Source organism: Pseudovibrio sp. M1P-2-3 (genome assembly GCF_031501865.1).
Lineage (GTDB): Bacteria > Pseudomonadota > Alphaproteobacteria > Rhizobiales > Stappiaceae > Pseudovibrio > Pseudovibrio corallicola.
Genome location: NZ_JARRCW010000001.1, coordinates 3682501 through 3697170, shown reverse-complemented (window position 1 = coordinate 3697170; position 14670 = coordinate 3682501). Strand labels below are relative to the sequence as shown.

Sequence of the window (14670 nt, the reverse complement as noted above, 5' to 3'; positions counted from 1 at the left end):
ATATTAATTAACTCTTTTGTACAAATAAACGAAATGCAGAGCCCTCCAGCAAGAGGTCCAACGAAAATGCCCCATATTTTCCCCCGTCATACACATGTGCAGCCCCCCGTTATTCATTCGGGTCAAGGGTGCTACCTTTTTGATAAATCAGGTAAAAAGTATCTGGACGCCTGCGGCGGCGCTGCTGTTTCCTGTCTTGGTCACTCCGATGAAGACGTGAAACAGGCTATCAAGCAACAGGTGGACCAAGTCGCCTACGCCCATACCGGCTTTTTCACCAGTGAGCCAGCCGAGCAACTGGCAGATAAGCTAATCGCCCATGCTCCTGAAGGGTTGGAGCGGGTTTATCTGGTGTCCGGTGGGTCGGAGGCGGTGGAATCGGCACTCAAGCTGGCCCGTCAGTACTATCTGGAAAAAGGGGAGGTCCAGCGTCACAACATCATCGCCCGCAGGCAGAGCTATCACGGTAATACGCTAGGGGCCTTGGCTACAGGGGGAAACGAGTGGCGGCGCAAGCAGTTTGCCCCGATGCTGATAAAAACCCATCACATCGCCCCGTGTTATGCGTACCGTGACCAGCTTGAAGGGGAGAGCCTCTTTGACTATGGCCAGCGGGTTGCCAATGAGCTTGAGAGTAAAATTCTACATCTTGGGCCGGAAACGGTTATGGCGTTTGTCGCCGAGCCCGTGGTCGGGGCAACTTCCGGTGCTGTGCCTGCTGTGGAAGGCTATTTCAAGCGTATACGCGAGATATGCGACCACTACGGTATCCTGCTCATTCTGGATGAGGTTATGTGTGGCATGGGGCGGACAGGGACCTTGTTTGCCTGTGAGCAGGACGGTGTTGCACCTGATATCCTTTGTATCGCCAAGGGGTTGGGCGCAGGCTATCAGCCCATAGGAGCTATGCTTTGTTCCAGTGAAATCTACAGGGCGATTGAAGAGGGGTCAGGATTTTTCCAGCACGGGCATACATACATTGGGCACCCAACCGCTGCAGCTGCCGCTCTAGCAGTTCTTACCAAGCTCACAGATGGATTGGTGGACCGTGTTTTACCCATGGGAAAAAAGTTGGAGGCAGCACTGCGCAACTCCTTCTCAGATCATGAGTACATTGGCGATATTCGCGGGCGTGGGTTGTTTTGGGGAATTGAAATGGTGCAGGACAAGGCAAATAAGCAGCCATTTGCCTCGGCACGAAGCCTTGCAGGAAAGATCAAGAAAGCTGCATTTAAAGCTGGCCTTATGTGTTACCCGATGAGCGGAACCATTGATGGGCTAAACGGCGACCACATTCTTCTCGCTCCCCCGTTTATTATCGAGGATGAGCACATAAATGAGATTGTGGAGATTCTGGATGTGGCATTTAAAGAGGTTTTGAATGATAGCTAAAAAGTTCCTAATTCATTACGCCTGCTTCTGGCAGTAAACGATACGCTTTTATTTTGCCAATTGGTGTAAATGGAAACTCATATCTAAAGTACCTGCTAAGGAGTAGGAAATGCCCTGGGAAAAGTCGTTCGACATAGAAGAGGCAGTGGATCAAGCAGCTAAACTTTTCGGTGCGAAAGGTTATGAAGCGACATCTCTGGCTGATCTTCTGGCTGCTATGGGCATAAATAAAGGCAGCTTCTATAATGCCTTTGGCAGTAAAAGAGGCTTGTTTATCCGAAGTCTTCTAAAGCATCAGCTTGATGTGGAAAAGGCAGCGAGGGAGCGTATTTCCGAAGTTGACGATCCCGTGCGTGCTATCACAACTTTGTTTGAGGTGATGATTGCCGAGGGTGATCCCGATAAAAGCGGTAATGGAAATTTCATGGTGAATACCGCTCTTGACCTGCCTAACCATGATGAGGAAACTGTCAAAACCGTCAAACGGGGTTTTTCGTTAATTCAGAATTTTTTTATGATGCAAATCGAATTGGGCCAGAAGTCCGGCGTAATTCCCTCTTCTGTCAAAGGAGACGTGACCTCTCGGTCCCTTCTTGCTTTGCTTGTGGGGCAATGTGTTCTGTCCAGAGGTGTTTTTGATCAAGATGAGCGGTTACTTTCGGGGCAGCAGGTGCTGAAATTACTGGAAGTAAAGCCTTGATTAGCTGCTATTGCGTTCCTATTTTAGTTTGTACTGATCGGTTTAAATCACTATATAAACGGACGGAGACCCATGTCAGACTTTAAAACATATACTCCCGAAAATGCTCCCGAGGCTTCCAAGCCCCTCTTGGAAAAGACAAAGAAGGCATTTGGTTTTATTCCAAACCTCTATGGGACAATGGCCGAGTCCCCGGCAATTTTGGAGGGCTACATGAGCCTTGCCGGTATTTTCGGCAAGACCAGCCTGTCTGAAACAGAGCGTCAGATTATTATGATGACCAACAATCGCCTGAACGGTTGTGAATATTGTATGGCGGCCCACTCCACAGTTTCGCAGATGAAGAATGTTCCTGCTGACGTGATAGAAGCCTTGCGCAATGGCACAGAACTTGCCGACCCCAAACTTGAAGCCCTGCGTAAATTCTCGGAAGTTATCAATGAAACGCGTGGTTGGCCTTCCGAAGAACAAGTGGACGCTCTTTTGGAAGCGGGATACACACGGCAGACTGTTTTGGAAGTGGTTTTGGGTACAAGCCTTAAGGTGATGTCCAACTACACCAACCATATTGCGCACACGGAAGTAGATGCCCCCTTCAAAGCCAATGCATGGTCGGCTAAGTAAACTCTTTTTCTCGCTGCAAAAGTGAGGCTACCTGCCTCTCTATGTTTTGGGGGAGCAGGTGGCTTTCCGCCCCGATAGCAGGTCATTACAGCGTATCGCTGAAAAGTGGGCACCAGTTTTCGGAGTGATATACGCACTACAACATCTCACTGCTGTAGGGTGTGCCCACGTTTCGAGTTTCCTTAGGGAATAAGGAGGTTCAGTGCCTTGGGATGCAGCTCAATGGTGTATTCCCGCTCTATAGGCAGCAGCTCACCGTCTATTGCACAGTGATTTTTACTGGACATTTTCTCCAGTCGTAAGTGGATTGTTCTGGCAGTTGAAACTTTGATGAGGGAGCTTTCGTTCCACCTTCCAAAAGCAATGTCTTTTGCAAGCTGATAAAGCTTTGGGACCGAAATCTTGCCCACACTATAGATCCCCAGCTTCCCCCCTTGAAGGTCATCTGCAAAAGGCAGGTGCCCTGAACCGAAAAGATTGTTGGAGACGCCAAGGATACTTAGGTGTTTGTGCTGTTCTGGAGAGCCGTCACGGGTGAACTTGACGCAGTGGAGTGCGGGTTCTGCCCGGGTGCTGAAGAAGGCTTTAATTCCAGCCCAAACCTTTGTCAGTCTGCCGCTGTAAGTATAATGACTGCGCTTGTTAACCAGCTTTGGATAGACACCAATAGTAAAGAAGTGCAGGAAAGAGCGGCCATTCACAACGGCAATATCTATGGAAGTTTGTTGTCCGCGTGCAAGAGCTGTAACGCACTCATGAACGTCCAAGGGCAGTTTAAGTGAGCGGGCAAAGAGGTTCATGGTTCCGGCAGGGACGATCGCAAGTGTTTTTCCCGAGCGCCAAGCCGCCTCCGCTGCCGCAGAAATAGTTCCATCACCTCCAGCTGCCAGCAGAAGCGATACCTCTTGCCTTGAGCATTGCTCAGCAAGAACTGTTTTAAGTTCGCTTCCGTTCACTCTAAAGCAGGCCACGGTGCGCTCTGCAGTGGCAAACTGCTCGCGGATGGCGCGCTCCAATCTGCCTAAATCAATTTGTTTCAAGGAGCCACTGCGTGTGTTCAATATAGCTGCAACTTGCATCAACCGCCTCAATTTTGGAATGAAATATAGGAAAAATGGCTTTAGGAAGCCTAAAACTGGCGGGGCCGACACTAAAGATACAAGGAAAAGGGCGGGATTGAGCTCCCTTTTTATATTTGTTGTAATTTTTCTTAAAATTGTATGTTTCGGGCAAGCTACTTCAGATAGGCTATCTTTCTAACTATAGAAGCAACTGCACGAAGGCAGGCAAACGAAAGGATCTAGTCATGGCGATTTCTCTCGAAACGACACCCGCTTATGTGGAAGCAGCCAAGGCGTCCTCAACGGACAGTGATGCCCTTGATGCCGGTGATATGGATGTTCTTTCTGTATTACCTTCAAAGCTGTCAGAGTACAGACCTGTTGCAGTTGACATTGATAGTTCTTCAAAAGACCTTGACTCGGAAGCCGGAGGCAAGCAAAACGATGAGCACTTTCCCCGTTTAGCTCCAATGAGCGATCAAACCAGCGGCGCATTGATTGCTATTCAAGCAGAGCAGTCCCTCACTCAAGACAGTGAAGCCGCTTCAGAAGTCTCTCGGGAAGAGGCTGTTTCCTTTGGTGAAATGGTTGATGAGATTTCAAAGGGTTTACAAGACGGCTCTAACTAAGAGTGGATGGGGGCACTGACGCCCCCGTTTCCGTTTTTATTCCGAATTACTCTGCTTTTTCTGCAAGCTTATTAGTAATGTCGCTGGCATCGTGGCGTTCGGCAAGCTGGTTGTTTTCATTGCCGAAAGTACGGTTCACTATACTGCCTCTTTGAACAGCAGGGCGCTTTTTAATTTTCTCCGCCCAAGCCACCACGTTCTTGTAGTCTTTCACAGACAGGAACTCGGCAGCATCATAGGCAAGACCCAGAACGACAGCGCCATACCAAGGGTAGATGGCAATATCTGCAATTGTATACTCATCGCCGGCTATGTATGGCCGTTCGGCGAGTGTCTTATCGAGAAGGTCCAACTGGCGCTTCACTTCCATTGTAAAGCGGTTGATGGGATACTCGAATTTTTCCGGAGCATAAGCATAAAAGTGGCCGAACCCGCCGCCAAGGTAAGGGGCCGCGCCCATTTGCCAGAACAACCAGTTCATAACCTCTGTTTTCTTGGCAGGGTCTTCAGGCAGAAGCGCGCCGAACTTTTCGGCAAGATAAAGCAGGATGGAACCGGATTCAAAAACTCTCAAAGGCTCTTTAGTGGTTGTATCAAGAAGAGCAGGGATTTTTGAATTTGGATTGACCCCGACAAACCCGCTAGAGAACTGGTCCCCTTCGTGAATTTTGATAAGCCACGCGTCATATTCTGCACCGGTGTGCCCCAACGCCAGAAGCTCTTCCAGCATAATTGTGACCTTAACGCCGTTGGGCGTGCCAAGGGAGTAAAGTTGCAACGGGTGCTTGCCAACTGGCAGTTCTTTTTCGTGGGTGGACCCTGAAATCGGGCGGTTGATGTTTGCAAATTGCCCGCCGTTCGACTGTTCCCAAGTCCACACTTTAGGGGGGGTATAGGTGCTTGTCTCACTCATGAGCTGATGTCTCCCTTGGACGTTGCAGCTGATCTTGTTCATGGCAGGATTAGGTGCCGTGATAATACCTTAAGTAGGATTACTGCGTTCGCTTTCAAGAGAGATGCCAAATGGAATTCAATCGGGAGTAGGGGTGCGTCCTTGCAAAATTGCCGAAATCTGGCTGCGTTCTATATTTTGGCCGCAATGAATAATGACCACACGCTTACCTTTCCACTTGTTACCATGGGAACTCAGGCCCGCAAGGGATGCGGCAGCCGCTCCCTCGCACAATGTGTGGGTGGTCTGGAACATGGTTCGCACTGCTTCGGCAATCTGGCTGTCACTTACACGAATAATGTCCTCTGCCAGTTCACGAATAATTGCGAGTGCTTCGGGGTTAGGGGCGTTAACGGCAATGCCTTTGGCAAAGGTATTGGTGGACCCAACGGAGATAAGCGCCCCGCGCTCGAAAGAACGGGCGTATGTATCCGCTCCTTCCGCAACAACTCCGTAAATGGGTATTTTAAGTCCGAGCAGCTCACGGGCGCAAATAAGGCCGCAAATTCCAGTGCCAAGACCAATTGGAACAAAGATCGCATCAACCTTGGGGCGCGCCCGTAAGAGCTCAAGTGCATAGGTACCGGTACCCGCCACCAATTCGGCACTGAACGCAGGGACTGTGAACTTATGGGACTCTTCGGAGAGGGAAGCGGCAAACTCCTGTGCCTCTTCCAGCGACTGCCCGTGTTCAATAACAAAAGCGCCGTGGGTTTGTAGGGCATCGCTCACTTCACTGGACGTTCCTTGGGGAACCACAATGGCCACCTGCAAGCCATATTTTCTGGCGGCAAAGGCCAGCCCTAACCCTTGATTTCCGCTTGTTGCTGCGATCAAATTTGTTTTTTGGTGATAATGCTTGCGCATATGGTGGGCATAGACCAGAGCGCTGCGAACCTTGAAGGATCCTGTGGGGGCATAGTTTTCGTGCTTAACATAGACCTCACACTTCATTGCGGCATTAAGGCTTGGCCACGAGTAAAGCGGGGTAGGGGCCATGTGAGCGCCAACAACATCGCGGGCATTTTCTAATGCGGCAAGAGTAAGCATGTTGGAGCCTCCGCTTCGAGTGTGTCAGACCTATATGTGCGCCTGACCCAAAGGAAGAGACTGGCCAGACACCTAGCGTACCCCATTACAATAAGTGCTAATGTTCCGTAAGGATACGCATTAAGAAATGAGCAAGGGTATGTGTTGCGAATATGGTATCCGCAACACATACGCCGGTTACTTTCTCAAATGTATTCCCAAGAAGTGAGAGCCACGCTTTTCTGTATGCGTGCTCCAGATCGCTACTCTGTCAAAACACGTTGGGACGGGAAGGTAATTTCAACCAGCGTGCCTTGGTTTTTTTGCGAGGTAATAGAGAAATTGGCGCGGTTGGCCTCCGCCATTGCTTTTGTGAGCGGCAGGCCCAGCCCGGCCCCTTCTCCGCCTGCTGTAGATCCAAGCTGGCGGAAAGGCTCTAGGGCAATGGCCAGCTCATCCTCCGACATTCCAACTCCGGTATCGCGTACGCGCAGCTTCACTTCTCCTGTGGGCTCATATTGTAGTGAAGCGATAACCTGTCCGCCCTCTGTATTATGGGTTATGGCGTTGGACAGGATGTTCAAGAGAATTTGCCGCAGCATTCTTGCATCCGCCACAACAGGGGGGACTTGATCCGACTGACTGGTCCGAACGATAATTTTGTTCTGGCTCGCCTGTGGTTGCATCAGGCCAATACATTCACCCAAGGTCTCACTCAGGGAGACGGCTTCAAAGTTCAAATCCATCTTGCCAGATTCAATCTTGGCAAGGTTCAGCAGGTCATTAATCAAGCTCATGATGTGTTGACCGGAGCGCTCGATATCATGCAGATATCCCCTGTAGCGCTCATGTGTCATCGCTCCTGCCTTATCTTCCAGCATCACCTGCGCAAAGCCGATGATTGCATTCAGGGGGGTGCGGACTTCATGACTGATTTCAGAAAGAAACTCCGATTTTTGTGTGCTGGCCTGCTCCGCTTCAATGCGCGCTTGGGTCAGCTCCGCCTCACTGTCTTTCCAGTCTTTGATATTCCTGAGAACAACACAAAGGGGACCGTTATTTCCCTTTTCAATCCGGCCCATTGTCATAAACAGCGGAAGGGGAGAGCCATTTTTGGTTTTACCCAGTACTTCCCGCCCATCTCGCAATATGCTGCTGATGCCGTTGGAGGAAAGCCCCTCCACATAATCCATGGCACTGTCATGGCTTTCGGGCATGAGATAGGTGGTGAAGGGTTTGCTTATCAGTTCATCTTCTTCCACGCCCAAAAGCGCTTCTGCCGACAGGTTCGCGCTGAGAATCTCGCCACTGGAGTTAATGGTCAGTACGCCATCAACTGCTAGAGAGAGAATAGCCTCCAGCTCTTTTATACGCTTAACTTCCTTGAGACTTGACGGAGCTGTCGCACGAACGGATTGTTCTGGTTCCTGTCTTTTTTCCGCAGTCGCCTTTTTTCTGGTACTCAGGGGCGGCGATGAAATGAGGCTCAGGGAAATCATGAGGGCATTGCCCCCCTCCCAAGGAACGCAGTGCATTCGTGCATCTGCAGGGACGATGGTTCCATCAGCTTTACGCACACGAACTTGCCGGTCGATTGTTTCATCTTTCAGATCGACAGGTTTGTCCGTTTCCGCAAAAATCGCCTCAAGACCACCTGACCCGTCCAGATCACTGAGGGTTTCATAGTCCAGCAGACTGAGCAGTGTGTCATTGGCGTAAAAGATCTCCCGATCCCGTACAATCGCAACTCCAATGGGAAGCCGGTCCATCAAGCGCGGATCAATAGGAGAAATTGCGCTCTTGTCACCTTTATTCCTAGGAGCTTTTTTCGGCTTGGGGGCCATTTGCGCCAGCGGGGCGTTTTGGGGTGTTGCACTGTCCTGTTCCATGTGCCTGATAGGGACTTTCACAGATCCCAGCTGGGTAACGGTGTCCTTGGCCGGTTTTGCAACGTCATGGGTAGCTTTGAGTGTAGGGGCGGGAACCTCCACCCTTTTCTCCGGTTTTCCAAGAGCCTTGGCTATACGCTCAAAAGCGTCCTTTTCCGGCTTTGAAAGGTTGGATGTTCCAGCAGGGGCAGGTTTGCGGTCTATAAACCGCACAATATTGGAGGTTAGCTCAGCAAGGCTACGCGGAGTATTGTCCTTTATTTTTCGAGCTGGTGCATCTGGAAGGCTGGCGATCGCTTCCTCAAAGGAAAGAGCAGGCGTATCGACTGGCTCCTCCTCTTCTTCTACGGGAAGTTCGGAGTCGTCGGGAGAGGTGAGGGCAATACTGACGACCTCTTGGTCACCAGCCTGTGCAGTCTCCTCAGTTACCTCTGCAGAGAGTGGAGCCACTTCTACAAGCTCTTGAATTGCCTCAGCTTGAACTTCGTTGTCCTGCGCAACGTCTTCTTCTGGGCTGTTTTGAGCCTCTTCGAATATCTCACCGGTTTCCAGCTCCACAGGGATGTCCTGCCCCAGTGCCCCGCCTTCCACTGAAGTATCCTTGGCCGGAGTGGTTAGCCCGGCATAATCTTCCTCCAGCTCGTCACGGCTTGTATCGTCGGCAGGTGGGATCGCTTGGGCTCCAATCTGAAACAGGTCGAGCGTTTCCTCTTCTGTTTCAGGTTCAGTCTTGTGGGTGCTTACGGGGAGGGCCCGTTCGCTAATCTCGTAGATTTCAAGAGGGTCGACCACACTGTCACACGTGTAGGCACGCACGCTGTGAATGACGCCAAAGCCGTTGAAACCGAGCAACTCTTTCTCATCGTCAAAGATAGCATGGGCTGAAAGGCTAATGGGAACACGCAGGCGTGAGTTACAAATGGGCCAATCGACTACCGCACCTGTAAAACTCTCGTGTTGTTTCAGGGCGGTCGCTATTTGCCCTGCATCATCCATATTCAAATCGTGCAAGAGGTCATGCCAGAGCTTATCAATCAAGGCAGGGGCTTGTGGTCCAACACACATTTCGAACTCTTTGGACAGCTCAAGCAAGTGCCCTTCGCCATCCATACGCCAGGTAAAACGGATGGGTCGCTGTCTGCGTCGGAATTTGAAGTCAGCCACTTAAACAATCCTCTGAGCGATACGACATACGATTGGTTTTTAGCAAAAAAAGGACCCTCATCTTCGCCATCTTCGTCACTGACACAAAATAATACGTTATTTCAAAGGATCAGGTAAGCGGTTTGTCTCAATAATGCTAGTTGCCTCTTAAAATACTCCTCGTTCTTTATACCTGCGTATAAATACTGGAGAAATATTCGAATGTGCGGAAAATGCGGTAGCGAGCTTAGCCGGAAGTTGGCGAGGCTGTCGACTGGGGCAATTATAGTGAGCCTTTAATCCACGATCTTTTTGGCCGTGCAATGTATATGAGCGGGAAAAATAGAGAGTTTTGAAAAATATTCTTTCTATGCTCTTGATAATTATAGAGTAAATTTCCCTCTGTAGATTACCCTTGCAAAAGTAATAGGGAATCAGATCAATTAGCTCCATGTAATTCAGTAATTTACTTGGTAATTTATACTGGGTTTTCTCTTTGTCTCGTTGATTTGCTAACTAATAAATATTTATTATTCCTCTAAGTCATTACTCTATCAGACTTAATTCTCTCAAATGAAAATAGTTCATATTGCGGTGCAAAAATATGTTGCAATGCAATATGAATCGCTTATCTTAGTCATAGTTGACCTGACGGAAACGGTTGCTGGTTCAAGGCTTGAGACTTCGTCAGAGAAAAATCCAAACTGGATAACGGAGTGATGATAATGGCTGTGACTGAAACTGCCACCAAGACTGCACCTAAAGGTCGGACTGCAAAAGCAGCGGCTACCCCTAAATCTACACCCAAAGCCGATACGGAGATGTTTGCTATGAATACAATGGAAGTTCCTGCATTCCTACGTGAAGCAACTGAAAAAAGTGTTGAACAAGCCAAAGATGCTTACACCAAAATGAAGTCCGCTTCTGAAGAAGCTACAGACCTTCTTGAAGAAGCTTTCGAGACAACTCGTGAAGGCGTTTTGGAGCTCAACCTTAAAGCTGTAGATGCTGCCAAAACAAATTCGGATGCTGTCTTTTCTTATATGAAAGACATGTTTGGTACAAAAACCCTGTCTGAAGCTATTGAGCTTCAATCCTCATTTGCCCGTACACAGTATGAAGCTGTCACTGAGCAGGCCAAGGATATGCAGGAACTTGCAACCAAACTTGCAACCTCTCTTTCTGAGCCTGCAAAAAACGCAATTGAAAAAGCTGCCAAAGATTTCAAGGTTGCTTAAGGCCTAAAGCCTGAGTTCCGTGGAACTCAGGATTGAAATTACCGGGCGTACTTTTCACAGGTCCGCCAACAAGTCGGCGCTTCCCTCCGGTCCTCCTCAAGGGGAAGCGTCGATTTTTTCATTTTTCTGAATTTTCGCATGTCTTAAGAGGTGCTGAAGCAGCGCCTTCGCAGGTTTTTTGCGAAGAAAATGACAGAAGTCCCCCTAATGACCCTCAAAAATACGCGTATAATTACTTATTTTTGTTGGGTTCTGTGGACTTTTGAAAAAATGATGGAATCACCCACTTGCCAACGAAAAAAAATAAACCTATGTTCCGCGAACTTGGCGAGCAGACGTAGCTCAGTTGGTTAGAGCGTCGGATTGTGGCTCCGAAGGTCGGTGGTTCGAATCCACTCGTCTGTACCATTTCGCTAAGTACTCATATTCAAAATACCTTTCTGAAAATTCAAATATGACTGCCTTGCGAGGCTCTTGTATTCATGCGAGAGATCTGAGCATTGTTCATGCATACATCCTACAATCTATCTCCTATATAATGTGAATAGTTTTGCCGCCATGCTCTACATTCAGTGAGATGTTTCATTGAAACACTTCACCGAAGTAAGTGTTGCTTTTTCGCTTATCTCAATCCGACCACCGCCACTGCCCTCCCGAGTCAATACGGTGGCCATTGGCCTATATTCGCAGAAGGCACTAAAAAAGCATAAGACAAGCACGTCGCGTTTATTCACATTCACGCCTCGCACTCCAACATTTATATTTCAAGCGAACTCTTGCCGTTTGAGTGGACACAATCATACGGAGCGCGCTTTAACCTGAAACGCTATAAAGTTAAGTGGGATTATGCCAGGCGTTGGAGGGGATGCAAATTGAACCTCGTGCCAAAAGACGGGCGGTCCTGATAAGGCTTGCTGAGATGAACTGGAACTTTCCTCCATCATTCTTGCAGTGAATAACCACATCTATATGTCCGGAGGGGTGCTCAATTTGAATAACTGTGGGCTGGTCATCGCTTTGGCTTAAGGTTGGAGTGTAAAAATCTTCGGCTATGGTGCCCTTATAAAGCATAGATGTTGCAATACATTGGGCACCGGTTAGCGCCATGGAAGGGTGGGGAGCCCATGGAGTAAAGTAGCGGGCGGTGATATCGCCTCCATTTCGTGCCTTGGCCAGGGCTGCAAATTTGGGAATAACTTTGCGGCCCGTGTCGCCCAGTCCCATGAGCTGGCCAGCTTTCAGATGAATCCCTTCAAGCTTTGTTAATAGTTCTTTATTTGCTGCGAGCTCTTCAGTGCTTTCATAGCCACTGATGTTGATATCGCTGGCGCGCACAAGAACCAGCGGCATCGCCACATCGACACAGCTTACTTCCAATCCGTCAATGAGCGTGCGTGGTTCGCCTGTCGGCAGTATTTTTCCAGTGCTGGATCCTACAACCCCTCGAAACTCCAGAACAATGCCTGCAGCGGTACCTGGCACCCCGTCAATATGAGTGCTTCCTTCATATTCCACACACTTTTCCGGGGTTTTTACTTTGGCGGTGATATGTGCGCCTGTGTTTACCGCTCTGATCTTAACGTGTGTGATGTAGTTTTGTGCTTCCACCAACCCCATTTCAATGGCGGCAGGTCCAACACCGGCAAGTATATTGCCGCAAGTGGGGCCAAAATCTACAATTCCTCTGGCTCCATCAACCTGCGCAAATAAATAGTCAACATCGGTGGAGGTGTCGCTGGAAGGAGAAAGTATGGCAACCTTCGTTGTGACCTCTGAACTTCCCCCGATGCCATCGATGTTCAACGGATGTCCTGCACCCATTGCGGCTAGGAGGGTGTTTTCAAGCAAGTTCCGGTCTTCCGGCAAATCTTTGCGCTGAAAGTAGGCTCCGCGCGAAGTGCCGCCCCGCATAAATAGAAATGGGATCTCTAACTGGGGCATGCGATGGCCTCCTTTAAGGTGCTCCAAGGTAGCTGCATGAAGATCATCCCTTAAAAAAGTTGACTATTTTTGACTAGGAAAGAAACTTGATGTTTTGGCATGGTTAGCGCTGAAGTGTCTCTTACTGGAAAATAAGAGGTTTTCTCAGGCGTTACCTGTGAAAACCAAAGTTTGAAATGGTCTTCCTTCATCTTGCTCGAAACTTTTCCTTGCGGAAATACAACGGATTGCCCTTGTTCGACAGGAGGAACCATAGTGTCACCTCCAGCATCACTTGGAGGTACGGTGCATTGCGCTTTTATGAAAAAGGCCGGCAGTTAGAGACGAAACGAAACGACCTCTTGGGAACAATTGAGGATGTGGCCAAAACAGGAGATCCGCAGGCAATTAGGGCTTGGGAGATGCAGCTCCGCGATTTGTCTGAGCAAATCAACCGTCGGGATAAATGGCTTATCGCAATATTTTCCTCTCTCTTATCGGCCTTCGTGTCCGCTCTGGTTTCCTCTTTCGTTTCGTGGTTAATCGCATTTGTCTTCCCAAATCTGGCCCAGTGGACAGGCATGGGACAATGAGATGGCGCTCTGTAGCTCTGTAGCTCTGTAGCTCTGTAGCTCTGTAGCTCTGTAGCTCTGTATGTGCTTCCTTTCTCCCCACCTCCCCCTCACTCCAGACGGGAGAGGGGGATAATCTTTTGCGGAGAGGGGATAAGTCGGGCGGGTGTGCGGAGTGTTAAGGACGTTTGGCCCATACTCTGATCAACCCACGCTTTCCTCTCAGGTCCTGTTGCCGGTTGATCGTAAAGGCCCCACTCTTTCGCGGTCAGCTCCTGATTGGCATTTTATATGGACATTTCTTCGCACAAAACCGGTCGCTGAGCGTACACTTTGCGGTGAAATTCCAGCTTTTGCCCGAACTTGAGAGTACACTCTCGATCTAACGGCTTGTTCTGAACTCGGTTTTCGCTGAAGCGTTCCTGTTGCTCTTTGTACGCATTTCATAAAATCTGCTCATGTTCTGCCATTTGAGTTAGCACTGGCCGCTCACGGTAGCGGGCGGGAGTAAGTCTCTTCCCAATCCCGTTTTACCAACCTTAGAGCAAGAAGGGGAAGAGGGGGATAACCGCCCCTCCATCATGCCCGCTCAGTATTCGCTTGACGCTTCCTTTTCTCGCGGGCGCAACAGCAGGCGATCTGAGCCCACTGGCTTGGCAAATACTTTTGAATAGTCCGTCCGCAATCTCCGATCTTGTGCTTGGTGTGTTAATGAACCTGCTGGTCTTTTGTCTCTTCCCCAAGAGCAAAATCTGGTTTGAAAGGTGAAGGGTGAGCGGACTGTCCATTTCACTCTTCTGTTGCGCTCTTATAGTTACCTCCCAACCTCCCAACCTCCCAACCTCCCAACCTCCCAACCTCCCAACCTCCCAACCTCCCAACCTCCCAACCTCCCTGCCTTCTGATTTCGCACCACCTTGCTTTACCGCTGGTCTCTCGCCCTCTCTCCCTTCTCTTGGTGGTGCCATAGCGGTCGACTGAGTGCCTTACCGCTCCCGAGGGTGTCATCCCGGACAAGCGAAGCGCTGATCCGGGATCCAGAGCGGTTTGAGTGTCGGTCTCCCATCGGTTCCGGAGTAAAGGGCGGAGGTCGCTGAAGAGGGGAGGGGGCTCTCTCTCTCTTATAGTGGCGGTTCTTTCCTATAGGGTGGCGCGTCTGCCTGAGCGCCCCGAGTTCCTTTTGGCAAAGCCGCTTGTGTGGGGAGGTAGCCTTAGCCGCTGCGGTTTGTCCTTCGTTCTGCGTTGGTGGTGTTGGTTCACATTGGTGTGTTGTTTGTTGATGTGTGTATCTGTGGGAATTGATTGTTTGTTAACAAGTTGAGAGATTGGCTGTTTTCTGGGGTTTGTGGGGTGTTTTGGTGGTGGTGTATGGGGGTGGTTTGACTCGTATTGGTTTAATTTTGATATTTTCTCGTGTTTTTGTGCAGATTGTTGGATTTGGTTGTTGACGGGTTGGAGGGATGTGCTTATAACCCGCTCCACACCAACGGGGCGGCCCACTGAGGCGCCGGTTCAGAGGTT

General features: G+C 49.5%; 12 protein-coding genes and 1 tRNA gene. 7 read left to right on the top strand and 6 right to left on the bottom strand.

Annotated elements, in window-relative coordinates:
* Positions 1–66 precede the first annotated feature (66 nt).
* From P6574_RS16195 to P6574_RS16185, 3 genes are all read left to right on the top strand, one after another.
* Positions 67–1392, top strand: coding sequence for an aspartate aminotransferase family protein (locus tag P6574_RS16195; protein WP_310621293.1), 1326 nt, complete (start codon positions 67–69; stop codon positions 1390–1392).
* Positions 1393–1501: 109 nt separating this feature from the next.
* Entirely contained in the window at positions 1502–2092 is a 591-nt protein-coding gene (locus tag P6574_RS16190; RefSeq protein ID WP_310621292.1) for a TetR/AcrR family transcriptional regulator, read from the top strand.
* A 72-nt stretch (positions 2093–2164) separates the two neighbouring features.
* Positions 2165–2716 carry a carboxymuconolactone decarboxylase family protein gene (locus tag P6574_RS16185; protein WP_310621291.1) on the top strand — a complete coding sequence of 184 codons (552 nt, stop codon included), beginning with the start codon at positions 2165–2167 and terminating at the stop codon, positions 2714–2716.
* Positions 2717–2898: 182 nt separating this feature from the next.
* Here the strand turns inward: P6574_RS16185 and P6574_RS16180 are convergent, their stop codons facing one another.
* Positions 2899–3795: a diacylglycerol/lipid kinase family protein gene (locus P6574_RS16180; protein ID WP_310621290.1), complete on the bottom strand. Its 897-nt coding sequence runs from the start codon at positions 3793–3795 to the stop codon at positions 2899–2901.
* Between the two features lie 227 nt (positions 3796–4022).
* Here P6574_RS16180 and P6574_RS16175 point away from each other — a divergent pair, with 227 nt between their 5' ends.
* The gene (locus P6574_RS16175) at positions 4023–4406 is read left to right on the top strand and encodes a hypothetical protein (RefSeq protein ID WP_310621289.1); all 384 of its coding nucleotides are present in this window, start codon (positions 4023–4025) and stop codon (positions 4404–4406) included.
* 46 nt (positions 4407–4452) lie between these two features.
* Here the strand turns inward: P6574_RS16175 and yghU are convergent, their stop codons facing one another.
* From yghU to P6574_RS16160, 3 genes are all read right to left on the bottom strand, one after another.
* Positions 4453–5319: a glutathione-dependent disulfide-bond oxidoreductase gene (gene yghU / locus P6574_RS16170; protein ID WP_310621288.1), complete on the bottom strand. Its 867-nt coding sequence runs from the start codon at positions 5317–5319 to the stop codon at positions 4453–4455.
* A gap of 117 nt (positions 5320–5436) precedes the next feature.
* Entirely contained in the window at positions 5437–6408 is a 972-nt protein-coding gene (locus P6574_RS16165; protein WP_310621287.1) for a threonine dehydratase, read from the bottom strand.
* 242 nt (positions 6409–6650) lie between these two features.
* Entirely contained in the window at positions 6651–9440 is a 2790-nt protein-coding gene (locus tag P6574_RS16160) for a PAS domain-containing sensor histidine kinase (RefSeq protein WP_310621286.1), read from the bottom strand.
* A 704-nt stretch (positions 9441–10144) separates the two neighbouring features.
* On the opposite strand from P6574_RS16160, the gene P6574_RS16155 reads away from it, so the two are divergent.
* Both P6574_RS16155 and P6574_RS16150 read left to right on the top strand, forming a co-directional pair.
* On the top strand, positions 10145–10657 hold the full coding sequence (locus P6574_RS16155) for a phasin (protein ID WP_310621285.1): 513 nt from the start codon (positions 10145–10147) through the stop codon (positions 10655–10657).
* Positions 10658–10988: 331 nt separating this feature from the next.
* Positions 10989–11065, top strand: a tRNA-His gene (locus P6574_RS16150).
* A 426-nt stretch (positions 11066–11491) separates the two neighbouring features.
* Here the strand turns inward: P6574_RS16150 and P6574_RS16145 are convergent.
* Complete coding sequence (locus tag P6574_RS16145; protein ID WP_310621284.1) at positions 11492–12598, bottom strand: 4-oxalomesaconate tautomerase; 1107 nt, start codon at positions 12596–12598, stop codon at positions 11492–11494.
* A 50-nt stretch (positions 12599–12648) separates the two neighbouring features.
* Positions 12649–12852, bottom strand: coding sequence for a hypothetical protein (locus P6574_RS16140; RefSeq protein WP_310621283.1), 204 nt, complete (start codon positions 12850–12852; stop codon positions 12649–12651).
* Between the two features lie 36 nt (positions 12853–12888).
* On the opposite strand from P6574_RS16140, the gene P6574_RS16135 reads away from it, so the two are divergent.
* Positions 12889–13170 carry a hypothetical protein gene (locus tag P6574_RS16135; RefSeq protein ID WP_310621282.1) on the top strand — a complete coding sequence of 94 codons (282 nt, stop codon included), beginning with the start codon at positions 12889–12891 and terminating at the stop codon, positions 13168–13170.
* Positions 13171–14670: the final 1500 nt, after the last annotated feature.

What these genes read in the sequence shown, in the direction of transcription:
- P6574_RS16190 (WP_310621292.1), top strand. Translation starts at nt 1,502, where the DNA reads ATGCCCTGGGAAAAGTCGTTCGACATAGAAGAGGCAGTGGATCAAGCA.
- P6574_RS16185 (WP_310621291.1), top strand. Translation starts at nt 2,165, where the DNA reads ATGTCAGACTTTAAAACATATACTCCCGAAAATGCTCCCGAGGCTTCC.
- P6574_RS16175 (WP_310621289.1), top strand. Translation starts at nt 4,023, where the DNA reads ATGGCGATTTCTCTCGAAACGACACCCGCTTATGTGGAAGCAGCCAAG.
- yghU (WP_310621288.1), bottom strand. Translation starts at nt 5,319, where the DNA reads ATGAGTGAGACAAGCACCTATACCCCCCCTAAAGTGTGGACTTGGGAA.
- P6574_RS16140 (WP_310621283.1), bottom strand. Translation starts at nt 12,852, where the DNA reads ATGGTTCCTCCTGTCGAACAAGGGCAATCCGTTGTATTTCCGCAAGGA.
- P6574_RS16165 (WP_310621287.1), bottom strand. Translation starts at nt 6,408, where the DNA reads ATGCTTACTCTTGCCGCATTAGAAAATGCCCGCGATGTTGTTGGCGCT.
- P6574_RS16145 (WP_310621284.1), bottom strand. Translation starts at nt 12,598, where the DNA reads ATGCCCCAGTTAGAGATCCCATTTCTATTTATGCGGGGCGGCACTTCG.
- P6574_RS16195 (WP_310621293.1), top strand. Translation starts at nt 67, where the DNA reads ATGCCCCATATTTTCCCCCGTCATACACATGTGCAGCCCCCCGTTATT.
- P6574_RS16180 (WP_310621290.1), bottom strand. Translation starts at nt 3,795, where the DNA reads ATGCAAGTTGCAGCTATATTGAACACACGCAGTGGCTCCTTGAAACAA.
- P6574_RS16155 (WP_310621285.1), top strand. Translation starts at nt 10,145, where the DNA reads ATGGCTGTGACTGAAACTGCCACCAAGACTGCACCTAAAGGTCGGACT.